Annotated in this window: 22 protein-coding genes; 9 read left to right on the top strand and 13 right to left on the bottom strand. The window is 52.6% G+C overall.

What is annotated here, in order from left to right:
• The first annotated feature begins 9 nt into the window (after positions 1-9).
• The 4 genes from menB (at position 10) to pmrD (ending at position 3,626) form a co-directional block, all read left to right on the top strand.
• Entirely contained in the window at positions 10-867 is an 858-nt protein-coding gene (menB, locus tag NNO03_RS00180) for a 1,4-dihydroxy-2-naphthoyl-CoA synthase (RefSeq protein WP_137384147.1), read from the top strand.
• Positions 867-1,829: an o-succinylbenzoate synthase gene (gene menC, locus NNO03_RS00175; protein ID WP_271440135.1), complete on the top strand. Its 963-nt coding sequence runs from the start codon at positions 867-869 to the stop codon at positions 1,827-1,829. Before menB ends, menC begins: the two co-directional genes overlap by 1 nt.
• Positions 1,826-3,256 carry an o-succinylbenzoate--CoA ligase gene (gene menE, locus NNO03_RS00170; protein ID WP_271448527.1) on the top strand — a complete coding sequence of 477 codons (1,431 nt, stop codon included), beginning with the start codon at positions 1,826-1,828 and terminating at the stop codon, positions 3,254-3,256. Before menC ends, menE begins: the two co-directional genes overlap by 4 nt.
• A 106-nt stretch (positions 3,257-3,362) precedes the next feature.
• The gene (gene pmrD / locus NNO03_RS00165) at positions 3,363-3,626 is read left to right on the top strand and encodes a signal transduction protein PmrD (protein WP_271448526.1); all 264 of its coding nucleotides are present in this window, start codon (positions 3,363-3,365) and stop codon (positions 3,624-3,626) included.
• A gap of 2 nt (positions 3,627-3,628) precedes the next feature.
• On the opposite strand, the gene arnF is transcribed toward pmrD, so the two are convergent.
• From arnF to nudI, 8 genes are all read right to left on the bottom strand, one after another.
• A complete protein-coding gene (gene arnF / locus NNO03_RS00160) occupies positions 3,629-4,015 on the bottom strand; it encodes a 4-amino-4-deoxy-L-arabinose-phosphoundecaprenol flippase subunit ArnF (protein ID WP_271448525.1) in 387 nt (128 codons plus the stop codon).
• The gene (arnE, locus tag NNO03_RS00155; protein ID WP_048211085.1) at positions 4,015-4,350 is read right to left on the bottom strand and encodes a 4-amino-4-deoxy-L-arabinose-phosphoundecaprenol flippase subunit ArnE; all 336 of its coding nucleotides are present in this window, start codon (positions 4,348-4,350) and stop codon (positions 4,015-4,017) included. Before arnE ends, arnF begins: the two co-directional genes overlap by 1 nt.
• Positions 4,347-6,002 carry a lipid IV(A) 4-amino-4-deoxy-L-arabinosyltransferase gene (gene arnT, locus NNO03_RS00150; RefSeq protein WP_271448641.1) on the bottom strand — a complete coding sequence of 552 codons (1,656 nt, stop codon included), beginning with the start codon at positions 6,000-6,002 and terminating at the stop codon, positions 4,347-4,349. Before arnT ends, arnE begins: the two co-directional genes overlap by 4 nt.
• Positions 5,999-6,901, bottom strand: a complete 903-nt coding sequence (arnD, locus tag NNO03_RS00145) for a 4-deoxy-4-formamido-L-arabinose-phosphoundecaprenol deformylase (protein ID WP_271448524.1) — start codon at positions 6,899-6,901, stop codon at positions 5,999-6,001. Before arnD ends, arnT begins: the two co-directional genes overlap by 4 nt.
• Positions 6,898-8,880, bottom strand: coding sequence for a bifunctional UDP-4-amino-4-deoxy-L-arabinose formyltransferase/UDP-glucuronic acid oxidase ArnA (gene arnA / locus NNO03_RS00140; RefSeq protein ID WP_271448523.1), 1,983 nt, complete (start codon positions 8,878-8,880; stop codon positions 6,898-6,900). The genes arnD and arnA overlap by 4 nt, the downstream gene beginning before the upstream one ends.
• Complete coding sequence (arnC, locus tag NNO03_RS00135) at positions 8,877-9,860, bottom strand: undecaprenyl-phosphate 4-deoxy-4-formamido-L-arabinose transferase (protein WP_005129419.1); 984 nt, start codon at positions 9,858-9,860, stop codon at positions 8,877-8,879. The genes arnA and arnC overlap by 4 nt, the downstream gene beginning before the upstream one ends.
• Before the next feature lie 2 nt (positions 9,861-9,862).
• Positions 9,863-11,002: a UDP-4-amino-4-deoxy-L-arabinose aminotransferase gene (gene arnB / locus NNO03_RS00130; protein WP_271448522.1), complete on the bottom strand. Its 1,140-nt coding sequence runs from the start codon at positions 11,000-11,002 to the stop codon at positions 9,863-9,865.
• A 289-nt stretch (positions 11,003-11,291) separates the two neighbouring features.
• Positions 11,292-11,723, bottom strand: a complete 432-nt coding sequence (gene nudI / locus NNO03_RS00125) for a nucleoside triphosphatase NudI (RefSeq protein ID WP_271448521.1) — start codon at positions 11,721-11,723, stop codon at positions 11,292-11,294.
• Positions 11,724-12,040: 317 nt separating this feature from the next.
• Here nudI and NNO03_RS00120 point away from each other — a divergent pair, with 317 nt between their 5' ends.
• Both NNO03_RS00120 and NNO03_RS00115 read left to right on the top strand, forming a co-directional pair.
• Positions 12,041-12,583 carry a YfaZ family protein gene (locus NNO03_RS00120; protein ID WP_048211092.1) on the top strand — a complete coding sequence of 181 codons (543 nt, stop codon included), beginning with the start codon at positions 12,041-12,043 and terminating at the stop codon, positions 12,581-12,583.
• Positions 12,584-12,662: 79 nt separating this feature from the next.
• The gene (locus NNO03_RS00115) at positions 12,663-13,859 is read left to right on the top strand and encodes a nicotinamide mononucleotide deamidase-related protein YfaY (RefSeq protein WP_271448520.1); all 1,197 of its coding nucleotides are present in this window, start codon (positions 12,663-12,665) and stop codon (positions 13,857-13,859) included.
• 38 nt (positions 13,860-13,897) lie between these two features.
• On the opposite strand, the gene NNO03_RS00110 is transcribed toward NNO03_RS00115, so the two are convergent.
• The 4 genes from NNO03_RS00110 to glpA all read right to left on the bottom strand — a co-directional run bounded on the left by NNO03_RS00110 (position 13,898) and on the right by glpA (position 19,065).
• Entirely contained in the window at positions 13,898-14,815 is a 918-nt protein-coding gene (locus NNO03_RS00110; RefSeq protein WP_271448519.1) for an Rpn family recombination-promoting nuclease/putative transposase, read from the bottom strand.
• 185 nt (positions 14,816-15,000) lie between these two features.
• On the bottom strand, positions 15,001-16,191 hold the full coding sequence (gene glpC / locus NNO03_RS00105; RefSeq protein ID WP_271448518.1) for an anaerobic glycerol-3-phosphate dehydrogenase subunit GlpC: 1,191 nt from the start codon (positions 16,189-16,191) through the stop codon (positions 15,001-15,003).
• The gene (gene glpB / locus NNO03_RS00100; protein WP_271448517.1) at positions 16,188-17,447 is read right to left on the bottom strand and encodes a glycerol-3-phosphate dehydrogenase subunit GlpB; all 1,260 of its coding nucleotides are present in this window, start codon (positions 17,445-17,447) and stop codon (positions 16,188-16,190) included. Before glpB ends, glpC begins: the two co-directional genes overlap by 4 nt.
• Complete coding sequence (gene glpA / locus NNO03_RS00095; protein ID WP_048211097.1) at positions 17,437-19,065, bottom strand: anaerobic glycerol-3-phosphate dehydrogenase subunit A; 1,629 nt, start codon at positions 19,063-19,065, stop codon at positions 17,437-17,439. The genes glpB and glpA overlap by 11 nt, the downstream gene beginning before the upstream one ends.
• Before the next feature lie 272 nt (positions 19,066-19,337).
• Here glpA and glpT point away from each other — a divergent pair, with 272 nt between their 5' ends.
• Complete coding sequence (glpT, locus tag NNO03_RS00090) at positions 19,338-20,696, top strand: glycerol-3-phosphate transporter (protein ID WP_137384134.1); 1,359 nt, start codon at positions 19,338-19,340, stop codon at positions 20,694-20,696.
• 3 nt (positions 20,697-20,699) lie between these two features.
• On the top strand, positions 20,700-21,767 hold the full coding sequence (glpQ, locus tag NNO03_RS00085; RefSeq protein ID WP_137384133.1) for a glycerophosphodiester phosphodiesterase: 1,068 nt from the start codon (positions 20,700-20,702) through the stop codon (positions 21,765-21,767).
• A gap of 62 nt (positions 21,768-21,829) precedes the next feature.
• Here glpQ and NNO03_RS00080 read toward each other — a convergent pair whose 3' ends face one another.
• Positions 21,830-22,708: a LysR family transcriptional regulator gene (locus NNO03_RS00080; RefSeq protein ID WP_271448516.1), complete on the bottom strand. Its 879-nt coding sequence runs from the start codon at positions 22,706-22,708 to the stop codon at positions 21,830-21,832.
• A 217-nt stretch (positions 22,709-22,925) separates the two neighbouring features.
• Between NNO03_RS00080 and NNO03_RS00075 the strand changes: the two genes are divergently transcribed.
• The gene (locus NNO03_RS00075; protein ID WP_333908881.1) at positions 22,926-24,116 is read left to right on the top strand and encodes an MFS transporter; all 1,191 of its coding nucleotides are present in this window, start codon (positions 22,926-22,928) and stop codon (positions 24,114-24,116) included.
• Positions 24,117-24,118: the final 2 nt, after the last annotated feature.

Below are 24,118 nucleotides of genomic sequence, written 5' to 3'. Positions count from 1 at the left end.
GGACATTTTATGATCTATCCTGATGAAACAATGCTTTACGCACCGGTAGAATGGCTCGACTGCTCTGAAGGCTACACCGACATTCGCTATGAGAAATCCACCGACGGTATCGCAAAAATCACCATTAATCGTCCGCAGGTACGCAATGCTTTCCGTCCTGTCACCGTCAAAGAGATGATTCAGGCGCTGGCGGATGCTCGCTATGATGACAATATTGGCGTGATTATTCTGACCGGTGCGGGCGATAAAGCGTTCTGCGCGGGTGGCGATCAGAAAGTACGTGGCGATTACGGCGGATACCAGGATGACTCCGGCGTGCATCATCTGAACGTGCTGGACTTCCAGCGCCAAATCCGCACGTGTCCGAAACCGGTTGTCGCGATGGTGGCAGGGTATTCCATCGGTGGTGGCCATGTGCTGCACATGATGTGCGATCTGACTATTGCGGCTGAAAACGCCATCTTTGGTCAGACTGGCCCGAAAGTCGGTTCCTTCGACGGAGGATGGGGTGCGTCCTACATGGCGCGTATCGTCGGTCAGAAAAAAGCACGTGAAATCTGGTTCCTGTGCCGTCAATACGATGCAAAACAGGCGCTGGATATGGGCCTGGTCAATACCGTGGTTCCACTGGTCGATCTGGAAAAAGAGACGGTGCGCTGGTGTCGTGAAATGCTGCAAAACAGCCCGATGGCGCTGCGTTGTCTGAAAGCTGCACTGAATGCCGACTGCGATGGTCAGGCGGGTCTGCAGGAACTGGCCGGTAACGCGACCATGCTGTTCTACATGACTGAAGAAGGTCAGGAAGGCCGTAACGCCTTTAACCAGAAACGCCAGCCTGACTTCAGCAAATTCAAACGGAATCCGTAATGCGTAGCGCGCAGGTATACCGTTGGCAGATCCCCATGGACGCGGGGGTGATTTTGCGTGACAGGCGGTTAAAAACGCGTGACGGGCTGTACGTTTGTCTTCGTGACGGCGAGCGCGAAGGGTGGGGAGAGATCTCTCCACTACCGGGCTTCAGCCAGGAAACCTGGGAAGAGGCGCAAACTGCGCTGCTGGCCTGGGTCAACGGTTGGCTGCAGGGGGATTCATCCTTGCCACAGCTGCCTGCCGTTGCATTTGGTGTTAGCTGTGCGCTGGCCGAGCTTGCGGGTACGTTGCCTGAGGCGGCGGACTATCGTGCTGCGCCGTTGTGTACAGGTGATCCTGACGATCTGGTGCTGCAATTGGCAGACATGCCTGGCGAGAAAGTTGCGAAGGTAAAAGTCGGTCTGTATGAAGCTGTTCGCGACGGTATGGTCGTCAACCTGTTGCTGGAGGCGATCCCGGAACTGCACCTGCGGCTTGATGCCAATCGTGCCTGGACGCCGCTGAAAGCCCAGCAGTTTGCGAAATATGTCAATCCTGAGTATCGCGGGCGCATTGCCTTCCTCGAAGAGCCGTGTAAAACCCGTGATGATTCCCGCGCGTTCTCACGTGAAACAGGGATTGCCATTGCCTGGGATGAAAGTCTGCGTGAAGCCGATTTCACCTTTATGGCCGAAGAGGGCGTGAAGGCTGTCGTCATCAAGCCCACGCTGACGGGTAGCCTCGACAAGGTTCGTGAGCAGGTTGCAGCCGCACACGCGCTCGGTCTCACCGCCGTGATCAGCTCCTCTATCGAATCGAGCCTGGGCTTAACCCAGCTGGCGCGCATTGCTGCCTGGTTGACGCCACAGACTATCCCTGGTCTGGATACGCTCAGCCTGATGCAGTGCCAGCAGGTGCGCACCTGGCCGGGCAGTACGTTGCCGTGCATTGAGATAGATGCGCTGGAACGATTGCTATGACCCAGTGGGAAATGCCCGATGGCGCAAGCGCATCGGGCCTGGAGCGGTTGTCCGACACGCCTGATTTTACTGACTGGCCGTGGCGTCACTGGCGACAGGCTCGTGCGGACGCGCCAGCCTTACGCCTCAACGATGAGGTGTTAAGCTGGGGCGAACTCTGTGCGCGAGTCGATCGTCTGGCAAGCGGCTTTGCGGCTCAAGGGGTAGAAGAGGGCGATGGCATATTGCTCCGCGCCTGGAATCATCCCCGTCCGCTGCTGGCCTGGCTGGCATTGTTGCAGTGCGGGGCACGAATTTTACCTGTGAACCCGCAGTTGCCACCGTCGTTGCTGGATGTGTTAATTCCGGATCTGACGCTGCGTTTTGCGCTGGATCTGGAAGGCGAAAGTCCGCTTCCGGGCCTGACACCGCTGCGGATGTTGGAACAGTCTGGCGAGCATGCTGCCGTCTGGTTGCCTCAGCGCTTGAGCACAATGACGTTAACCTCCGGCTCAACCGGACTGCCTAAAGCGGCGGTACATACTTGTCAGGCGCATTTGGCGAGTGCGCAGGGGGTGCTGTCACTGATGCCATTTGGCGAAGACGATGACTGGCTGCTCTCGCTACCGTTATTTCACGTTTCCGGTCAGGGGATAATGTGGCGCTGGTTGTTTGCGGGCGCACGTATGACCGTGCGCGATAAGCAACCGTTAGAGCAGATGCTGGCGGGTTGTACCCATGCTTCGCTGGTTCCCACGCAGCTTTGGCGACTGTTGGTCAATAACACACCGGTATCGCTAAAGGCCGTGTTGCTGGGCGGTGCAGCGATTCCTGTTGAATTGACTGAACAAGCGCGTGAGCAGGGTATTCGCTGCTGGTGCGGTTACGGGTTAACAGAATTTGCCTCCACGGTTTGTGCGAAAGAAGCTGATGGTAAGGCAGATGTCGGCTCTGCACTACCGGGCAGAGAAGTCAGGATTGTTGATGATGAAGTCTGGCTTCGTGCCGCCAGCATGGCGCAAGGTTACTGGCGTAACGGACAGCTTTATCCGCTGGTTAATGCGCAAGGCTGGTTTGCCACCCGCGATCGCGGCATCGTGCATGATGGCAAGTTAACCCTTGTCGGGCGGATGGACAACCTGTTTTTCAGTGGCGGAGAAGGGATCCAACCGGAAGAGGTGGAGCGCGTAATTGTATCGCATCCCCATGTTCTGCAGGCTTTTATTGTGCCAATCGAAGATGAAGAGTTTGGTCATCGCCCCGTTGCGGTTGTGGAGTACGATGCCGAAGTCGGAAGTATTGATCTGGCAGAATGGGTGAAAGATAAGCTGGCACGTTTCCAGCAACCCGTTCGTTGGCTAACCTTACCCGCAGAATTGAAAAGCGGTGGTATTAAGATTTCTCGCCGGGCGCTGCTGGAGTGGGTCCGTATCCGCGGTAAAGCTTAAGAAAACATTAAATTTATCTCGCATAATTGCCATTCCTGGGCCATTGTCCTTTGGTTTATCTGCTAAAGTGTAACCTATTGTGAAAATCATTAGCAAAAGGTGCGCTATGGAATGGCATGTGAAGAAGTCTTGCTGTAACCAAAAAGCAGGGAGGCTCTATATTGTACTTAGTGATACTGGTGGTTCGTTGAAAATGCTGGCTGAAGCGCAAGCCAGCGAGCGTGTAAAAGCCGGCGATCTCCTGTCACCGCTAAAAGATGCCCAGTATTGTATTAACCGTGACACATCGCGAGTGATTAAAATCATTGATGCCAGACAGTATCTTTGCGAAGAATGGGAGCGTCTGCGACAACTGTCTGACGATAAATGATCTCAGGGCGTGTGTTGGCGGGCAGGTAAGAATATGGTCATTAATCCCACCATAATACACAGCACACCCACCAGGGCTTTTATTGAGAAGGTTCCCTGCCAGCCAGGTAAAATCATTGATGCTATCCACACCAGCACATAGCTGAGGCTGAGCAAGGCATAGGCTTTGCTCAGCGCGAGCTGATGCAGGGCTTTATGCCAGCACATCACTGACAGTAAATAACCTACCAGCCCGCCATATAAGGCGAATGCGCTGCTGCTGGTTGAAAAAACGGCGGAGATAAACGCCAGCGGTTGCTGCATGGGCGGCAGATTATCCATCGCGTAACCCAGACTTAGCTGAGCAACCGACGTAATAATCACGCTACACAGCCCCCAAAAGATGCCCATTACACCGCGCTCCCAAGAATAAAGATGCCGGTGATGAGTAGCCCAACCCCCAACCAGTGACGCGTTGTGACAGGTTCGCGCCAGATTTTCCATGCCGCCAGCGTGACCCATACAAAGTTCAGGCTTAGCATTGGGTAGGCGATACCGACGGGAATATTCTGCAATACTGCCAGCCAGAGCAGCATGGCCAGTCCCAGACAGGCCAGCGCCAGACCAATCCACTGCGCGATATAGCGTGTTCGCGCGTGGGCGGGTACCGGGCGGGTGGCCTGCTTCTGGCACAATTGTCCACAGACGCTGAGCAGGCTGGCAAAGACTAAGGTTAGCCAGATCATTTAGGCCTGTACTGAATCAAGACCAGGCGCCCCTGATTGTCGATATAGTCAGCGGGAGGAATGGCAAGCTGATTAATATCCTCATCCTTCGAAATTGATAGCACGAGCGTAATGATCCCTTCCTGACGATGTTGCGCCAACCAGCCGGCAAAATCATCCCGACTGACGAAGCGGCCCTGGGCATCCGGATAATTAAGGCCATATTTTAACTCACCTGTTTGCCCGTACATGTTGATGTCATCGCGTTTCAGGCTCCAGGCCAGGCCAGCGGCAACGCCAACACTGTCGGTGAAAATATAACGGCTCGACTCCAGTGACTCTTTGGTCATCTCGACAAAAAACTGTGGTTGTTTGGATTCCATTACCCTGTCAGGTACTGAGAAGCCGAACAACAGCGCCAGCCCCAGCGGGCAGAGCGCTGCTAATTTCCAGTTTTTTTCACTGTTATTAAGCGTATACCAGCCAAATAGTGTCCAGGTGATAAAGATACCCCATGAGCAAAACACTTTATACGTTTCGATATGCGACCAGACCGGTGTCTTCAACGGTCCGAGCGTGGACACGATAAATGTGGCGACAATACCAATAACACCGAACAGAATATTGATCCAACCGTTGACGCGCAGGGCTGCAGAACCTTTTTCAGCAGCCTGCAAGCCAAACCGCGCGGTAAGGATCGCCAGCGGTGCGAAGCAGGAAAGAATATAGGTTGGCAACTTCCCTTTGGCGATACTGAAAAACAGTATCGGCATAATAATCCAGCTCAGCAGGTATAAGGCGCTACGTGGTACATCCCGTTCACGCCAGCCGGTACGCAATGCGCCCGGTAGTAGCCCGAGCCAGGGTAAGGCACCTGCCACGAAAACCGGTATGTAGTACCAGAATGGTGCTTTATGTTGGGCATCATCCTGCGCAAAACGCTGAATATGCTCAATCCAGAAAAAGTAGTGCCAGAAGTCAGATTCGCGTTGTGCAATCGCCATCCCCCACGGCAGGACAATGGCAATACAGCTGATAATCGACAACAGACCGTAAATAAAGATCTCTTTCCAGCGCCTTTGCACGAAAACCCATGGCAGCACGCTGAGGACGGGGACAGCGAGCGCGAGAAAGCCTTTGGTCATCACGCCCATGCCGCAGGTGAGTCCTAACAGCAAAAAGGCGACAATTTTACCTGTTCTGGTGGTGGCCTGCATTCCCTCCCAAAAACAGCACATGCCCGCCATTAGCCACAGCGCGATAATGGGATCAAGTACCGCATAGGTTCCGATACTGTAAACAGAGAAAAACGTTAGAAAGATGACGGCAGAGAGTATGGCCGTGCGTTTGTCACGCCATAGCCGCATTGCCAGCCAGGCGACCAGAAGTGCAGTCAGTAGGGTTGCAAAAATAGCCCCCGCCCTGACGCCAAAGTTGTTTGCACCAAACAACCATTGCCCGATGCTGTTTAACCAGTATCCCGCGATGGGTTTTTCAAAATAGCGTAGCCCTAAAAAATGTGGGACGATCCAGTCGCCAGACGTCAGCATTTCCCGACTGATTTCAGCATAGCGCGTTTCGTCGGGCTGCCAGAGCAGGCGGCTATTGATGGGTAAAATAAAATACAGTGCAATAAATGCGACAAATGCCAGGGCGTAACGTGCGGATTTCATGGTGTCACACTCGCGGGTTGCTGGCAGCCGAGCCATCCCTCTCTGCCGGGTATTTTGCCACGAACGATCTGGCCCGTTGGCAGTGTACTGATATCGTCTGGTAACAGTTCGCCCAGCGGACAAAACGTAATTCCTGCGTCGGCGGCACGAATGAGCAGATCGTCAAATTTCTGCTGAAAAGCAATGCCTTCCACCTCTGCGTGAATCGTGTAGACCGGGGTGCCTTTGTCCCGCTGAATACGGGAGAGAATATAGTCGTTGAAGTCCGCTGCCTGTACCTCCTGACCAACCACCTCATCCCATGTCGGTAGCGTGACCGGAATTTGTGGCGTCCCCATTTCTCCTGTTTCAAGTACAGGACGGAATAACGATGTTCCCCTGCAATCGCTGTTATAGCGCAAATGGAATGTTTCTTTCGCCTCGACGACGCGCGAGTCGGCACGCCAGCCAGCGACGGCAGAGCAGGTGACGGGTTGGCCGATGATCGTTTCGAGCGCATTAATGCCCCGCGAAATATCATCAATCAGCTGTTTATCGTTCCAGTTGCCACTTCGTGATTGCCAGGCATGATGATCCCAGGCGTGTAAGCCTGTTTCGTGATACCGGGCAGCTTGCGAAATGATGGCCGCATTGGCCAGGCCAATTTCTTTTCCAGGCCAGGCGGTGCCGGCCAGTAAAATGTCCCACCCGTAGAGTGATGCTGCGTTTGAGCGCAGCATCTTCCACAAAAATTGCGGCTTCACCAGGCGCCAGAGATGGCGTCCCATATTGTCGGGCCCGACGCTAAAAAAGAAACTTGCCCGAACGTTATGCCGGTTCAATGTCTCCAGCAGGCGGGGCACGCCTTCACGTGTCCCCCTGAATGTATCGACATCTATGCGCAAGCCCACTTTGGTCATGATGTGTGTTCCGTGATATCCACACTGCGTAAGAAGAAGTCCAGCGTCTCTTCAACCGTTTCTTGCATCTCGATTGTTGGTTCCCAGTTCAGGCAACGTTTGGCGTTACGAATACTGGGTTTGCGGTGCTCAACGTCCTGGTAGCCTTTGCCATAGTAGCTGCTACTCTCAACGTCACGGAAACCAGCAAACGGCGGGAAGTGTTGGCGCAATGGATGTTTTTCGAAGCAGGAAAGGAGCATTTCAGCCAGTTCCTGAATACTTGCTTCATTATCCGGATTACCGATATTGATGATCTCGCCGTCACAGCGTCCGCCGTCGTTTTCAATGATGCGGAACAGGGCTTCGATACCGTCACGAATGTCGGTAAAGCAGCGCTTCTGCTTGCCGCCTTCAATCAGCTTGATGGGAGAGCCTTCCACCAGATTCTGGATCAGTTGGGTAATGGCGCGTGAACTGCCGATACGTGCGGCGTTCAGGCTGTCCAGACGCGGTCCCATCCAGTTAAACGGACGGAATAAGGTGAAACGTAATCCTTCTTTTTCACCGTATGCCCAAATGACGCGATCCAGCAGTTGTTTAGAGACCGAGTAGATCCAGCGCGGTTTATTAACCGGGCCGACGATCAGGTTGGAGCTGTCTTCATCGAAGTCTTTATCGGTACACATACCGTAGACTTCAGACGTTGACGGGAAAATGATGCGTTTGCGGTACTTGACACAGTAACGAATAATTTTCAGGTTTTCTTCAAAATCGAGTTCGAAGACGCGCAGCGGGTTGCGGGTATATTCAATCGGCGTGGCAATGGCGACCAGTGGCAGCACGACGTCGCATTTTTTCACATGATATTCAATCCATTCGGAGTGAATGCTGATATCACCTTCCACAAAATGGAATCGTGGGTGTTGCAGAAAACGCTCAATCGCATCGCTGCCAATATCAAGCCCGTAGATTTCGTAGTTATCTTCGCGCAGCAGACGTTCGGTCAGGTGGTTGCCAATGAAACCGTTAACGCCAAGGATCAACACGCGGGTGCGACGTTTGCTGGCGGAAACGGGCTGGCTGTTGAGGCGAGAACCGGCAACCAGACCCAAAACTTGTGCCAGCTGTGAGCCCTGCATGGTAATGCCATCACCCGCTTGCCCGGTAATGATTTCGAGTGCGCCATCGGCACAGGCAATCAGCAATGGTGATACGGAGATAACCGTTCCCGGCAGCGCCGCAGATGTATTTGCACTCTGGCGTGATGACCAGATGGTGAATTTTTGTGTACCGGCATAGCTAAATGCACCAGGCCATGGATCGGACACGGCGCGAACCATGTTATGCAGTTGTGCGCAGGGTTTGTTCCAGTCGAGGAAACTATCTTCCGGCGTGCGGCGACCAAAACAGGTGGCGTCGGCTTCCTGCTGTGGGTATTCCTGAAAATCACCGGCTTTGATGGCTGGCAGCGCCTGCGCCAGTACCTCGCGGGCAGACTGGCATAATTTATGGTGCAGGGTTAACGCCACGTCATCGGGGGAAATGGTAATGCGTTGCTGGGCGACGATGGCACCGGCATCTGCGCGCTTGACCATGCGGTGAAGCGTCACACCTGTTTCGGTTTCGCCATTGACTAATACCCAGTTCAGCGGTGCACGGCCACGATATTTGGGCAGCAATGAGCCGTGCAGATTAAAGGCTCCCGCAGGCGCAATACGCAGGATCTCATCGCTGAGTAAATGGCGATAGTAGAATGAGAAGATCACATCGGGGGCGAGTTGGCCGATCCGCTCGATCCACAGCGGATGATTGACCTCGTCAGGAGCGTACACCGGAATTCCTGCGCTGGCAGCGAGGCGGGAAACTGAGCCAAAAAACGCTTTTTCACCTGGGTTATCGGCATGCGTAAAAATAGCAGCGATGTCATAACCCGCATCCAACAGGGCCTGAACCCCCTGACATCCCATATCGTGATAGGCAAATACGACGGCTTTCATGCGCGGTTTTCCTCAGTTGACTGCGTGGTTTGTGGACGGATAACGTGTTGAACAAAATAGCGAGGGCGTGCGCGGACATCGTTATAGATGCGACCGATATATTCGCCGAGTAATCCCATGCCAATGAATTGCGCGCCGATAAAGGTAAACAGCACGGCAAACAGCATAAACACACCTTCTGCCGCCCACTGCGGGCCGAGCGTCAGGCGAAGAACCACAAGCAGGACCGACAGGGTAAAACCTGTGGCGGCAATGATGCTGCCCAGCAAGCTCAACATACGCAATGGCGTGGTGGTCAGGCAGGTTACCAGGTCATACATCAGGTTTATCAGACGCATGAAACTGTACTTTGAGTCGCCAAATTCACGCTCGGCATGGTGTACCGGGATTTCCGTGGCGCGGCGGGCAAAGATGTTAGCCAGGATTGGAATAAAGGTGCTGCGCTCCTGGCAATGCAACATGGCATCGACGATGTGACGGCGATAGGCGCGCAGCATGCAGCCGTAATCGCCCATGGCTTTACCGGTCGTGCGCTGAATCAGATGATTGATCATCCGTGAGGCGGTCTTACGAAAGCGGCTGTCCTGGCGGTTCTGACGCACCGTTCCGACGACATCGAAGCCTTCTTTTGCCGTGGCAACCAGCCGTGGGATCTCCTCGGGCGGGTTTTGTAAATCAGCATCCAACGTGATGATCAAGTCGCCAGTGACGTGGCTGAAACCGGCCATAATCGCCGAGTGTTGCCCATAGTTTCGATTCAACAGAATAGAGACAATATGGCTGTTCGGTGCCTGGGAGGCGTCCATCATCAGTTGAGCTGAATTGTCACTGCTACCGTCATCAATGAGCAGGATTTCATATTCAGTATCCAGTTTTTCGCAGGCGGCGCTGGTGCGCCTGATTAATTCTGGCAGGCTTTCCTGTTCGTTAAAAACGGGAATGACCACCGAGACTTTACTAATCGGTGAGGCTTCAAACATGCTTATTGTCCTGCAATCTGGCGAAGTGCCGTAATGACGCGTTGTGTGTCATCGTCGGTCATGTCGGGAAATAGCGGCAGTGAACAAATGCGAGCGCTATTCCATTCGGTATTAGGCAGAGAAAGATCGGTGAAACGTTCGCGATAATATTTCTGCGTGTGGGCCGCGCGAAAATGCAGGCCTGTACCAATATTTCTGGCCTTTAGTGCTTCCATCAGAGCATCTCTGCCCAGTCCACAGCGGGCTTCATCCACGCGAATGATGAACAAATGCCAGGCGTGCAGATGCGACCACTGAGGCAGGGTGAGCGGTTGAAACGGCGTATCGGCCAGCGCTTGTTGATACTGCTGCGCAATTTGCGCCCGGCGCGCGTTCAGACGATCCAGCTTGTTCAACTGCACCAGGGCGATGGCGGCGTTGATGTCAGTCAGGTTGTACTTGTATCCCGGCGCGAGAACTTCAGCCTGCGGCGCGCGACCATAGGTTTGACGGTCATAAGCATCTACACCCAGGCCGTGGAATTTCAGGCTGCGAAGCCGTTGAGCGAGCTGGCTGTCGTCAGTAACAATTAACCCACCCTCTGCACAGGTCACATTCTTGATCGCGTGAAAGGAAAAGATTGCGGTACCACGAGCACCAACATGACGCCCCTTGTATAACGTTCCGACGGCGTGCGCTGCATCTTCAATAACAGGGATTCCGTAGCGTTCACCGATGGCGTAAATGGCATCAAGATCGGCCGGGGCCCCGGCATAATGCACGGGAATAATGGCTTTGGTACGCGGGGTGATAGCGGCTTCAATGTGTTCAGGGGTCACCATCAGCGTATCGCGGTCGACATCGATCATAACCGGTGTGGCGCCCAGCAGGACAATCATGTTGAGTGTCGATACCCACGTCATCGACGGGGTGATCACTTCATCGCCTTCACCCACACCCAGCGCCATTAGCGTAATGTGCATACCTGCCGTCGCGGAACAGACGGCAACGGCGTTTTGGTTTCCTGTGAGCTGGCAGAAAGCGTCTTCCAACTGCTGATTTTTAGGACCCGTGGTTATCCACCCTGAATCCAGAACCGCCTTAACTGCGGCAAGTTCTTCATCACCCATTGCCGGACGGGAGAAAGGCAAAAAGTCAGACATCATTATTCCTTCAAGCCATTTAACGCCACCGCAGTTTTATTTTTAGTGATAAACAGGGGCATCGTTAATTATTTCATCAGGCCACAAAGGTTAAAGACTGAAGGTTAATTTATCCTTAAGAGTTTAAGGTTGAAGATATAAAGGAGGATGCGGAGGAGATTATTTTATTTGTCTGAAAATAAATGATTTTTACGCGTATTTTGTCGTGGCTATGGCATTGCAGCCCTGCAGCTGAATGATGAGTGCAATGCCATGATCTGAAGGATCAATATCCTACTGCTATCACCATTTAAGCTGACAATAACCCTTTCAATGTTAACGTCTTACGTGTGGCGATGTTTAAATCGTATTGGGCGAGATCTTCCGGTTTAACCCAGGCGAAGTCCTGGAACTCTTCGTTAATCTTCACTTCACGGTTAGCGGAAACACAATCGAAGATGAGATAAATCATGTAAATCTCTTCCTGGCTACCATCAGCATAGGTTTTGGTTCGAATATCGTCACTGAAGGTCCAGGGGGTAATTTGCGATAACTCGAGGCGTTCTCCCAGTTCTTCCCTGATTTCCCGACGTAAGGCTTCTTCGATACGTTCGCCTGGCTCAACGCCGCCGCCAGACAACGCCCACTGACCAGGGAAAACGCCGCGATCGTCGGCCATTTTGCACAGTAAATAACAGCCTTCATTTTGAATGAGTGGGCAAACAATCGTTCTTTGACGCATTAGTCTGTTCCTTGTAGGGGAGGGCGGAGGAGTCCATCGTTAACATATCTTACCTTTTGCAGGCGACAGAAAAAACGCTTCATTGCTGTTTAAGTCTGCTTTGCCGGGGAAAAGAAGGTTGTCTGTTGAAAACGGCAATCAGGTGCCTTTCACCGTCAATTTCAGGTAAGAACTTAACCTTACTGAAACATTGCGGGTAGTATTTAGTTACAATATGTCATTGCATCGCTTTTTTAGCTCATTGATTCCTCGCCATCTGGCAGTACAATCCAGCGGTTTTGGGGCTATGTTTTGATTCTTGCTGGAAAGGATAGAAAATGAAAAAAAGTTTATTACTGGGTTTTGCCGGAATGCTGTTTGTTTCTGCGTCGGCGAATGCGATTAGCATTAGCGGTCAGGCTGGCGAAGATTACACTAACCTCGGTTTTGGTATGGGTACTGAGTCCACCGGGCTGGCTGTTAGCGGCAACTGGATGCATAACGATGACGACGGTGATGTTGCAGGGCTTGGCCTTGGTCTGAATATCCCTCTGGGTCCGTTGCTGGCAACAGTCGGTGGGAAAGGTATCTATACCAACCCGAAAGACGGTGATGAAGGCTACGCGGCAGCTGTCGGTGGTGGTTTACAGTGGCCGATTGGCGACAGTTTCCGTCTGTTTGGCGAATACTACTACTCCCCGGACTCACTCTCCAGCGGGATCGACAGCTACGAAGAAGCAAATGCCGGTGCGCGTCTGACGATTATGCGTCCGCTGAGCATTGAAGCAGGTTACCGTTACCTGAATCTGGCGGGTAAAGATGGCAACCGCGATAACGCGATTGCTGACGGCCCATACATCGGGGTTAACGCCAGTTTCTAATCTACCAGGCGCGGCGTTCAGTCGCGCCTTCCCCCCTCCTTGCGTTATAGTGTTTTCATCATAAAAGCAGGAGAACACGATGTTAAACGTGGAGATGCTATCCACCGGGGATGAAGTGTTGCACGGACAAATCGTCGACACCAATGCCGCCTGGCTGGCCGATTTTTTCTTTAATCAGGGATTACCATTAACACGCCGCAATACGGTAGGCGACAATCTGAATGATTTGGTCGCTATTCTGCGTGAGCGTAGCGAACATGCTGATGTGCTGATCGTCAATGGTGGCTTAGGGCCGACTAGCGATGATTTGAGCGCACTGGCGGCGGCAACCGCAAAAGGTGAAGGGCTGGTTCTGCATGAAGCGTGGCTGGCCGAAATGACGCGTTTTTTCCGTGAGCGGGGACGTGTGATGGCACCGAGCAATCGCAAACAGGCTGAACTTCCGGCCAGCGCGGAGTTTATTAATAATCCGGTCGGAACGGCCTGCGGGTTCGCCGTGAAGCTTAATCGCTGCCTGATGTTTTTTACGCCGGGTGTGCCGTCAGAATTTAAAGTCATGGTTGAACATGAGATCCTGCCGCGCCTGCGTGAACGTTTTTCTCTCTCTCAGCCCCCGCTATGCCTGCGCTTAACGACCTTTGGTCGTTCTGAAAGCGATCTGGCACAGAGCCTGGACTCTCTGGTTTTACCGCCAGGGGTGACAATGGGATATCGCTCGTCGATGCCGATTATCGAGCTGAAGTTAACCGGGCCTGATTCCCAACGTGAAGCGATGCTGGCGCTATGGCCAGAGGTGAAACGCGTTGCCGGCCAGAACATGATTTTTGAAGGTACCGAAGGGTTACCTGCGCAAATTACCCGTAAGCTCCAGGAGCGCCAGTACAGTCTGACGCTGAGCGAGCAATTTACCGGAGGCTTAATTGCTCTGCAGCTGTCTCGCGCCAGTGCCCCGCTGTTAGCGAGCGAGGTGGTGCCATCTCAGGAAGAAACGCTGGCACAAACGGCGCACTGGATAACCGAACGACGCGGCAACCATTATGCCGAACTGGCGCTGGCGGTATCGGGTTTCGAAAACGAACATATTAACTTCGCACTGGCAACACCTGACGGTACGCATGCCTTGCGGGTGCGACTCAATGCAAATCGCTACAGTTTGGCTGTTCGTCAGGAAGTTTGCGCAATGATGGCGCTTAATATGCTGCGGCGTTGGCTAAATGGTCAGGATATTGCCGGGGAACACGGCTGGATAGAAGTGGTTGAATCGCTCACGATTTAATGATTGATTGGGAAGGCTAAAAACCTTCCCAATCTGACTCATTCTGTGACATCGTCAGGCAATAGCCCAGTAATTAACCGAACCAAATCACGATCAATTCCATTTACCAGCATCATGCGCGCGATACGTAAGGCTTCTTCTTGCGTACCTTTCTGTACTCCTTGCGCTAATCCTTGTTGTAGCCCATTGTGGTGACCTTCTTGTTTTAGCCTCTCTGCGATTGTCATCAACCTCTCCTTGTGGTGGGGGGAACGTTCAGCAACTTCATGGATAAATTCGCTGACGTGAGAAACGTCACCGTACCGTAGCAGGTAATTAAATAGCGTTTGTAGCTGGCTGTCATTAGCGGTGCTTGTAACTAATAGCGAGACCAGGCGGTCCACTAATCCCATCAAATCGCGATCGCGGATATGTTTTTGCATCAACTCTAGCAGTGCAACACGCCGATGCTGTGCGATTTCATCGTCAGGTATCACGGTAATGTCGACCAGCGGAAAGGCTTCTGAATAAAGCTGTCGTGCCAGCTGTGGATTGTCAAATTCATCCAGCCAGTTGAGTGACCAGGGATAAGGACTTTGTTGACCGTGATAAAACAACATGGGGATTACCAGCGGCAGCGTTTTATTCCCGGCATCAAGATGATACTGCATCGCAGCAGTGGCATAACGCATCAGGCGAAATGCCATGTGCTGTACCGCCGTACTCTGATGTTCAATAACACAATAGATATAGCCCTGGCCTTCGCGGGTTTCTAACGACCACACTACGTCAGAGTAGTATGCGCGGAGATCTTGTTCGATAAAACTGGTGGACTCCAGCTTCAGCGTTTTTAAATCGCATATCTCACGTAATGCGGTGGGAAGATGTATATCCAGATAATCCCGAGCCATCTCAGGGTAAGACATTATCTTTTTAAAAACGGCATCATGCGGTGTAGATGTAGTGGATTTAGCCATGGTAGTCCGTCACCGGAAAGAGAAGATGGCGTGACGGTATCCACTTTTAATATGCGCTGCATGCGGAAAATGGGGTCTTTGCGTGGGTGAATCAGAGATAAATACGCCCGACTGCAACGTATTCAATTAAGCGGAACGGGCTACGCAAAAAAATGCCCGGTAGCAAATGACACCGGGCAACAGGTTTAACCCAACGCTTTGGCAAGCAGGGTGATAGGGTGTTCGCAGCGAAGGCTTGTTGACATCTCAATCTGCCATTTACACGTTTCGCAGTCGGTCACGACGATATCCGCGCCGCTTTCTTCCATCTGGCGGAATAACGGTGCGCCGATTGACTGTGATGTCGGATAGTTTTCCTTTTTGAATCCGTAAGTTCCGGCGATCCCGCAGCACTGTGAATCCAGCACAGTCAGTTCAAGCCCAGGAATTTGTCGCAGCAGTTCCAGCGTATAGAGTGTCCAGCCCATTTTCTCCATATGACAGGGTGTGTGATAGACCACTTTTAGCGGCAACGTTTTCAGCGGCAACGTTTTCCCTTCGTCCAGCTTGCGCCACAGCCAGCGTGTAGCCAGTTCAATATGTTCGCGCAGACCTGAGTTGTCGACATCCAGCACTTCAGGGTATTCATCGCGTAGCGCAAAGGTACAGGTTGAAGAGGTGGCAATAACCGGGATGCCTTTTCCGTCAATCGCTTCTCGCAGTGAAGCCACGTTGCTTACTGCCTGCTTACGTGCTTTATCGGTGAAACCGTTGGCGATCAGTGGTACACCACAGCATTTCTCTTTACTCAGCAGTTGTACGCCGGTACCCATCGCATTCAACACCTTGATCAGGTCTTTGCCGAGCTGGGGATGGTTGTAATTCACAAAACAGCCGTGGAAAAAGGCGACCTGATCCTGGTACTGCGCCTGCTGTGCGGCAACGCTGCGATACCAGCGGCGGAAGGTGCCAAAGGAGTACTTCGGCAGCGTACGGCGATGATCGATTTTTAACGCGTAATCCAGCAGTTGACGCACCGGTTTCAATGATGTAGCGGTGTTCACGATGGGTGCGAACGGCGTAGAAACACTGCCCATCAAATCGGTATGGCTTAAGACAAAGTTACGTATCGATGGACGCGTCGTGTCGTATTTGGCACGAGCGCGTTGAATGATATCGCCAATTTTGACATCCGAAGGGCAGGCCACTTCACAGCGTTTGCAGTTGATGCAATATTTCAGCGCATCGTCGTATAACGCACCATCTTTCAAACGCAGACGTTCACCGTCAGGGCCGGCTTGTTTAGGGCCAGGGTAACCAGGGTTGACACGGCTTACCGGGCAGGCTGTGGTGCACACTGTGCATTTGATACAACTTTCAAAACGTGTGTCGCTCATTGCTGGCCTCCTGCACGTTTCGCAATATGATGAGCGGCGTGTAAAGCGCTCACTGCGCACACTCCGCCTCCGCAACCCTGGGCGATAGGGTCAAAACCGCCAAGTACCGATCCGATGGCAAACATATTCTCTACTGTTTTTCCTGCAAGCGATGGACGCAGTTCAGCATCGGTGGTTACGCCAAACTGTTGCCACGGCTGCGGATCAAAAACGTCACGCTGATACCATTGCGCACGTGTGGCGGTTTGTTGTACATCCAGACCGAGAATCGGCTCATGAACGGCCTCACGCGTGGCAACCAGCCCGCTGCTAAAGAAGCTACCGCTGGCGAGCACGGCGAAGCGTGGACGCAATGGAATATCGGCATGGTTGCGGGTCCAGATTTCGCTGACAACACCATCCTGACAGGTGATTTTTTTCACTTCATCGCCAGGCATCCACACCCCACCCTGGCGTACAAATTGGCGCTGCAATTTGTTATGCAGGCGCATGCCCAACACTGATGGCGGTAAAGTGGGTAATAACATCAGTGAGCAGGGCAGGCGGTCGTTGAGCCACTTCCAGAGCCGATCATCAGCCAGACCGAAACAGGCTGGCATAATTATCATGTCGCAGGTTTTTGCGATTGGCAGCAGGGCGTCATAGAGCAGCGACCATTTATCTTCGTTATCTAACAGACGTGCAATGTTGACGGCACGAAACTCGGTTGGGTTATCACGCAGGACATCCAGTTCTGGCAAATCGATTTCAGCCGTTTCGACGCTGAGGTTACGCTGGCGCAGTGAGGCCGCGGCCAGGTGCGCCTGGAAATCCAGTAAGCCGCTAATTCCCACCACACAGATGCGTTGTGCTGATAACGGCCAGACCGGCACTTCCGCCGAACTAAGCCAGGTTGAACGCAGGGTTCCCAACGGTGTTACACGTTGATGAGCTTGATGAACCTTACCGTGCAAATGTGTTCCGCACTCTTCCAACAGATTCTGCGCCTGCTGCGCCAGCGCCAGTACAGTCTGCGTTCCGATGGTGCTATAAGGATGACCCGGAGCTTGAGTACGCAGTGCATTCAGCCCTGCTTCAATGTCGGTTACCGGTTGACCATCTGGCAGGTTGCTGAGCAAATCCAGTGAGCCGGAGGAAAAGTGCAGAGCGCTTTGGCCGCGGGTAACAATCGTGCAGCGCAACCCGCTTTTTTGCAGTTGCAGGCCACACATCAGCCCGGCGAGACCGCCGCCGATAATGACGGTATCAAATTTCATCCTGGTGCTCCTTTTCCAGACCGCATAACCCCTGATAAACCCAGCGGGTGAACTCGCTTTCGCGCAGTGCATCTCCCCACGCGATAGGCTGCACGCCTTTCCAGCGTTCGTTGAGGAATTCAGAAAGCTGGGTGATAGATTGTGCGGCGGTAGTGACATTAAAACGTTGTAGCAAACCTGCGGCGCGGCAGGCACACAATTCGCCCTGACACGTCCCCATCCCGACGCGGGTGCGACGACGTAAGTCGAGCAAACTGTTGACGGTTAAATTTTCAACGGCATATTGCACTTCGCCTGCGGTGACGGCTTCACATTCACAGACCAGGCTGCGGTGTTGACGGCCTTCGCTAAGCCATGCCGGGGTGCGGTCGCCATGGCGGTAGACCGCTGAGCCGCGCAGTGGTGCTGGCAAAGAGATAACGCGTTTAAGCGTGTGTTCGGTCGATTCCTGCGAGCCTGGCAGTGCTGTCTCTGCGGTCGTACAAGGGCGAGAATTGCCCAGTTTACGGCACACTGCGTCGGTGGCCCATTCCGCCATCAGGCGGTAGGTCATCAGTTTGCCACCGGTAATGGTGATAAATCCGTCCAGTCCGTCGCGCGTGGCGTGATCGAATAACACAATACCGCGGCTGACGTTACGGCCGGTCGGATCGTCGTCGCTTGCCACCAGCGGACGCACACCGGAGTAAGCACGCAGGATGCGAGTTTTCGCCATAATTGGCGCCAACTTCTCACCTTCACGCAGCAGAATATCCACCTCTTCTGCGGTGACGCGGTTGCTGTCGATATCGTCGTAATCAATGTGCTGTGAGGTTGTACCGATCAGCGAAATGGTATCGCCAGGGACCAGAATATCGGCGTCAGATGGCTTACGGCAGCGGTTGATAACATGCTGGTTTATGCGATGGTCCATGATCAACAGAGAACCTTTCGCAGGGAACATACGGATGCTCAGATCGGCATATTCCGCAATGCGCTGACCCCAGATCCCGGCGGCATTAACGACCACCGGCGCATGCAGAGACTGCATCTCGCCCGTCAGATGGTTGCGTACGTTCACCCCGCAAACCGTTGCGCCTTCGCGGATCAGTCCCGTCACTTCATGCGCCGTTAAGATAATCGCACCGTGCTCTCGTGCATCCAGCATGTTGGCGGCGGTTAAGCGGAAAGGATCGACGGTACCGTCTGGTACTTTCACTGCGCCAATCAGTTGCGGGTTTACCGAAGGTTCGATAATCCGCGCCTGCTGTGGATCAATCGCTTCTGCGCGGATGCCCGCGTCTTCACAGGCACGAATAAAGGTTGCCTGGAAAGAGAGTTCATCTTCTGGCAGCGTAATAAACAGACCGTCCGTCGGCTCAACACAATGGCGGGCGATACGTTTCAGAATTTGGTTTTCGCTAATGCATTCGCGGGCAGATTCAGCATCAGTAACAGCGTAACGTGCTCCGCTGTGCAGCAGACCGTGGTTACGGCCCGTCGCGCCTGTCGCGATATCGTGGCGTTCTACTAAGATGACGCGCAATCCGCGCAGGGCACAGTCGCGTGCGATCCCTGCACCTGTTGCTCCTCCACCAATGATAATCACGTCACTTGTTTGCGAGTCGCGAGTTTTCATTGTTTTTCCTCACAGTTCGTTTTTTATCATTTAGCCACATAAAAAACATGGATTGTTTGATTTCGCGCATAATCGCTCATAATTCGAAAATGAAACGTGATTCCGTGCGCTTTTATGAACATTTGTCATAAATGTGTAACAATCTGTGCTGTAATTCACATTATTGCCCTGAATGTTTCCTTAACATCGCGGCCACACTGGGAGCGGTAGGGTTGTTACGGCAATCTGCAGTGTTTCCTTCGAATGAAAGACGGCCACGGAGGCTACTATATATGTTGAGTATTTTTAAACCTGCGCCACACAAAGCGCGTTTAGCTGCAGCGGAGATCGATCCGACTTATCGTCGATTGCGCTGGCAGATTTTCCTGGGGATTTTTTTCGGTTATGCCGCGTACTATCTGGTACGTAAGAACTTTGCTCTGGCCATGCCGTATCTGGTTGAACAGGGTTTCTCTCGTGGCGATCTGGGCTTTGCGTTGTCCGGTATCTCCATTGCATACGGATTTTCGAAATTCATCATGGGGTCCGTCTCGGATCGCTCGAATCCGCGCGTTTTCCTGCCAGCGGGTCTGATTCTGGCTGCTGCGGTGATGCTGTTCATGGGCTTCGTGCCGTGGGCGACATCCAGCATTGCCGTCATGTTTGTGCTGCTGTTCCTCTGCGGTTGGTTCCAGGGGATGGGGTGGCCGCCGTGTGGCCGTACCATGGTGCACTGGTGGTCGCAGAAAGAGCGTGGCGGCATCGTTTCCGTGTGGAACTGTGCGCATAACGTAGGTGGCGGTCTGCCTCCGCTGCTGTTCCTGTTGGGTATGGCCTGGTTTAACGACTGGAAAGCTGCGCTGTACATGCCTGCCTTTGGTGCGATAGTCGTTGCGCTGTTCGCCTTTGCGATGATGCGTGATACGCCGCAGTCCTGTGGCCTGCCGCCTATCGAAGAGTACAAGAACGACTATCCGGATGATTACAACGAAAAAGCGGAAGAAGAGCTGACTGCGAAGCAGATCTTCATGCAATACGTACTGCCGAACAAACTGTTGTGGTATATCGCTATCGCCAACGTGTTCGTCTATCTGCTTCGTTACGGTATCCTGGACTGGTCACCGACCTATCTGAAAGAAGTGAAGCATTTTGCGCTGGATAAATCGTCCTGGGCTTACTTCCTGTACGAGTATGCCGGTATTCCAGGTACGCTGCTGTGCGGCTGGATGTCGGATAAAGTCTTCCGCGGTAACCGTGGTGCCACAGGTGTGTTCTTTATGACGCTGGTCACCATCGCGACGGTCGTTTACTGGATGAACCCGGCAGGCAATCCGAACGTGGATATGGCTTGTATGATTATCATCGGCTTCCTGATCTACGGCCCGGTCATGTTGATCGGTCTGCATGCGCTGGAACTGGCACCGAAAAAAGCGGCGGGGACGGCGGCAGGCTTTACTGGACTGTTCGGCTACCTGGGCGGCTCTGTAGCGGCGAGCGCCATTGTAGGTTACACCGTTGACTTCTTCGGCTGGGATGGCGGCTTCATGGTGATGATTGGCGGTAGCGTACTGGCGGTGATTCTGCTGGTGGTCGTCATGATTGGTGAAAAACGCCATCATGCAGAAATGATGCTGAAGCGTAACGGGGGCTAATGGATGAAAACCACATTGAAAAGTCTCAGCGTAGCGCTGATGCTGGCAGGTATGGTTGTTAGCAGTGCGGCGGTTGCCGCAGATAAAATTGTCATTGCACACCGTGGTGCCAGCGGATATTTACCCGAGCACACGCTGCCTGCGAAAGCGATGGCTTATGCTCAGGGTGCGGATTTTCTGGAGCAGGATTTGGTGATGACCAAGGATGATCACCTGGTTGTCCTGCATGACCACTATCTTGACCGCGTAACCGATGTTGCTGAGCGCTTTCCGGATCGTGCGCGTAAAGATGGGCGTTACTATGCCATTGACTTTACGCTGGATGAGATCAAATCGCTGAAATTTACCGAAGGTTTTGATATCGAAAATGGCAAAAAGGTACAGACATATCCAGGGCGTTTCCCTATGGGTAAATCTGATTTCCGTGTGCACACTTTCGAAGAAGAAATTGAGTTTGTTCAGGGATTAAATCATTCAACCGGCAAAAACATCGGTATTTACCCGGAAATGAAAGCGCCGTGGTTCCATCACCAGGAAGGGAAGGACATCGCCGCTAAAACGCTGGAAGTGCTGAAAAAGTACGGGTACACCGGTAAACAAGACAATGTCTATCTGCAGTGCTTTGATGTTGCGGAGTTAAAACGCATCAAAAATGAACTGGAACCGAAGATGGGAATGGATCTCAATTTGGTGCAGTTGATTGCGTACACTGACTGGAATGAAACTCAGGAGAAAAAGCCAGACGGCAGTTGGGTGAATTACAACTACGACTGGATGTTCAAACCGGGTGCCATGAAGCAGGTGGCGGAGTATGCGGACGGCATTGGGCCGGACTACCATATGCTGGTTGATGAGAAGTCCAGTAAGGGCAATATCTCATTAACGGGTATGGTACAGGACGCGCACCAGAACAAGATGGTGGTGCATCCTTATACTGTTCGTGCCGATCAGCTGCCGGATTATGCAACGGATGTAAACCAGTTGTATGACGTGTTGTACAACAAGGCGGGCGTTGACGGGCTGTTCACCGACTTCCCCGACAAAGCGGTGAAATTCCTGCATAAAGAGTAACGGCAGAAGGCCTGCGATGAACGTATTTTCGCAGGCCTTATTGGTGAAGCGTGAGCAGATTGCTAGATGAGGCCGTCAGCAGTCAACGATTCCATATATGCCTGCAGTAGAAATAAAGGGCTGCCGTCTACCGGCGGCTCTTTTGCCAATAACGATATTTGTCGATAAAACGTTGGCTCCAGCGCTACAGAGCGAATTTCCCCGCCAACTGCCTTCAGCGTGAGTTCCGGTAATAATGCAATCCCCAGCCCTTGGCGAATAAAACTCATTGCGGTATCCGGATGGTTAAATTCGTATTTAATAACTGGCTCAATCCCTTTTTCTTTAAACAATGTCATGATGCTTAATTCATAGCGGCCTTTACTGATAATCAGCGGTTCTCCCATCAGTTCTTCCAGCGAAACGGTGGTGTTGGCTGCCAGCGGGTGGCTTTCGGGGACCACTACGGTGAATCTGTCACGAATGACAGGTACGCAATACATATTGCTGACCGGGAAGTGTACAAAGCCTGCATCAATGCTCCCATTGCGGAGTGAATCCACTATCTCGTTGCTGTTCTCTTCGTAGGGTATGATTTTGATAGTAGGGTGCTGATGCTCAAAGTAGCGGATGATGCCGGGTAAAATGCAGGCGCAGGCACTGGGAAAACAGCCAATATGCAGGGTACGAATTGGGTTTTGCTTCTCCTGCTCGGCAATCTCTTTGACCGCGTGCGTTTGCACGATAATCTCACGAAGGTGTGGGATAAGCCGGGAACCTGCTGGCGTTAGCTGAATATCTTTTCGACGCTCACGGATTAAAATATCGATGCCCAGCTCTTCTTCAAGCGCTGAAATAGCCTGACTCACTGCCGATTGGGTCATATAGAGCCGCTTGCTGGCTTCGGTGAAACCACCGTACTCAAGCACGGCAAGCAGGGCGTGGATCTGTGTTAGCGTCATTAGTTATCTCTAATTAATATAATTAAAATGATTAATTTCTCTAATAGCATAGGCCTGTTTATACTTGCTTTCTACATTCAGTACCCAAAATAATTGGCGTAGCCAACACGTAAGCAACGTGAAGTATGACGGGTATAAATCACATTTTGACGCACCTGTCCGTGGTTCAGTTGAGCTGAGCGTTGCCTGCGTGCGCCGTCTGAACAGGTTGTCGAAAATGAAAGAAAAACTGTGGACGAAGGATTTTTGGGCAATAACAATTATCAGCTTTATTATCTTTTTTGTTTTTTATGTCCTGCTGACCCTGCTTCCGATCTATATTTCGGATCGCCTGCATGCTACTCCTGATAAGGCCGGTTTATTAGTCACGTTCTTTTTGGGCGCAGCCATTCTTGTTCGTCCTTTTGCCGGGCAGTGGGTGGGAAAATATTCGAATAAAACGATTCTGGTGCTCTCTTCTCTGGCCTTTTTGGTGGTCACTGCGCTGTATCCGGTTTGCCATTCAATTGAATCACTCCTGCTGATTCGGGTGCTTCATGGTGTAACGTTTGGCGTTATAACCACGGTAAAAGGAACGATTTCCGCGCGGTTGATACCGGCCTCCCGACGTGGGGAGGGCATCAGTTTTTTCTCGTTAGCCATGGGATTGGCGATGGTGGTTGGGCCATGGGTCGGGCTGAACATGGCGCGCTGGGAAGCATACACCGCCGCATTCTGGCTGTGCACGGCCGTGGCGGCGCTGGGGATTGTGCTGTCACTGATTGTCGCCGTACCGCCAGTGATTCGTCACGCTGATGGATCTAAACCGAAGCTGGGCTTTGCCGCCATGTTTGACCGCGCTGCGCTGCCTTTCGCGATGGTGACATTCTTTATGACCTTTTCCTATGCGGGTGTTTCAGCCTTCCTTGCATTGTATGCCCGCGAATTGGATTTGATGGCAGCTGCCAGTAATTTCCTGCTTTGCTACGCTATTTGCCTGATGGTCTGCCGAACCTTTACCGGCAATATCTGTGATAAAAAAGGGCCGAAATACGTGGTTTACCCGTGCTTACTGGCCTTCACCGTTGGGTTGGTGGCGCTGGGTTACACCAACGGGAGTATGATGATGATTCTGGCCGGTGGATTAATTGGTATCGGCTATGGCTCAGTGACACCTGTGTTTCAGACACAAATTATTAGCTCGGTGGAGCCGCACAAAATCGGTGTTGCCAATTCGTTGTTTTTCAATGCAATGGACGCGGGAATGGCGATTGGTGCGTTCATCATGGGGATGATGGTTGAAGGCGTGGGGTATCGGGCGATTTACCTGGTCGGGGCTTTGCTGGTGGTGCTGGCCGGGGCGTTGTATATCATGCAGATGAAAAGACGCGGAGGTGTGGTATTGGTCCCCGCGCATGAAGTCCATTAAGC

This window comes from Citrobacter sp. Igbk 16 (genome assembly GCF_028069755.1).
Lineage (GTDB): Bacteria > Pseudomonadota > Gammaproteobacteria > Enterobacterales > Enterobacteriaceae > Citrobacter.
The sequence above is the reverse complement of the archived record's forward strand: the minus strand, read 5'-3'. Positions and strand labels throughout refer to the sequence as shown.

What these genes read in the sequence shown, in the direction of transcription:
- menB (WP_137384147.1), top strand. Translation starts at nt 10, where the DNA reads ATGATCTATCCTGATGAAACAATGCTTTACGCACCGGTAGAATGGCTC.
- menC (WP_271440135.1), top strand. Translation starts at nt 867, where the DNA reads ATGCGTAGCGCGCAGGTATACCGTTGGCAGATCCCCATGGACGCGGGG.
- menE (WP_271448527.1), top strand. Translation starts at nt 1,826, where the DNA reads ATGACCCAGTGGGAAATGCCCGATGGCGCAAGCGCATCGGGCCTGGAG.
- pmrD (WP_271448526.1), top strand. Translation starts at nt 3,363, where the DNA reads ATGGAATGGCATGTGAAGAAGTCTTGCTGTAACCAAAAAGCAGGGAGG.
- arnF (WP_271448525.1), bottom strand. Translation starts at nt 4,015, where the DNA reads ATGGGCATCTTTTGGGGGCTGTGTAGCGTGATTATTACGTCGGTTGCT.
- arnE (WP_048211085.1), bottom strand. Translation starts at nt 4,350, where the DNA reads ATGATCTGGCTAACCTTAGTCTTTGCCAGCCTGCTCAGCGTCTGTGGA.
- arnT (WP_271448641.1), bottom strand. Translation starts at nt 6,002, where the DNA reads ATGAAATCCGCACGTTACGCCCTGGCATTTGTCGCATTTATTGCACTG.
- arnD (WP_271448524.1), bottom strand. Translation starts at nt 6,901, where the DNA reads ATGACCAAAGTGGGCTTGCGCATAGATGTCGATACATTCAGGGGGACA.
- arnA (WP_271448523.1), bottom strand. Translation starts at nt 8,880, where the DNA reads ATGAAAGCCGTCGTATTTGCCTATCACGATATGGGATGTCAGGGGGTT.
- arnC (WP_005129419.1), bottom strand. Translation starts at nt 9,860, where the DNA reads ATGTTTGAAGCCTCACCGATTAGTAAAGTCTCGGTGGTCATTCCCGTT.
- arnB (WP_271448522.1), bottom strand. Translation starts at nt 11,002, where the DNA reads ATGTCTGACTTTTTGCCTTTCTCCCGTCCGGCAATGGGTGATGAAGAA.
- nudI (WP_271448521.1), bottom strand. Translation starts at nt 11,723, where the DNA reads ATGCGTCAAAGAACGATTGTTTGCCCACTCATTCAAAATGAAGGCTGT.
- NNO03_RS00120 (WP_048211092.1), top strand. Translation starts at nt 12,041, where the DNA reads ATGAAAAAAAGTTTATTACTGGGTTTTGCCGGAATGCTGTTTGTTTCT.
- NNO03_RS00115 (WP_271448520.1), top strand. Translation starts at nt 12,663, where the DNA reads ATGTTAAACGTGGAGATGCTATCCACCGGGGATGAAGTGTTGCACGGA.
- NNO03_RS00110 (WP_271448519.1), bottom strand. Translation starts at nt 14,815, where the DNA reads ATGGCTAAATCCACTACATCTACACCGCATGATGCCGTTTTTAAAAAG.
- glpC (WP_271448518.1), bottom strand. Translation starts at nt 16,191, where the DNA reads ATGAGCGACACACGTTTTGAAAGTTGTATCAAATGCACAGTGTGCACC.
- glpB (WP_271448517.1), bottom strand. Translation starts at nt 17,447, where the DNA reads ATGAAATTTGATACCGTCATTATCGGCGGCGGTCTCGCCGGGCTGATG.
- glpA (WP_048211097.1), bottom strand. Translation starts at nt 19,065, where the DNA reads ATGAAAACTCGCGACTCGCAAACAAGTGACGTGATTATCATTGGTGGA.
- glpT (WP_137384134.1), top strand. Translation starts at nt 19,338, where the DNA reads ATGTTGAGTATTTTTAAACCTGCGCCACACAAAGCGCGTTTAGCTGCA.
- glpQ (WP_137384133.1), top strand. Translation starts at nt 20,700, where the DNA reads ATGAAAACCACATTGAAAAGTCTCAGCGTAGCGCTGATGCTGGCAGGT.
- NNO03_RS00080 (WP_271448516.1), bottom strand. Translation starts at nt 22,708, where the DNA reads ATGACGCTAACACAGATCCACGCCCTGCTTGCCGTGCTTGAGTACGGT.
- NNO03_RS00075 (WP_333908881.1), top strand. Translation starts at nt 22,926, where the DNA reads ATGAAAGAAAAACTGTGGACGAAGGATTTTTGGGCAATAACAATTATC.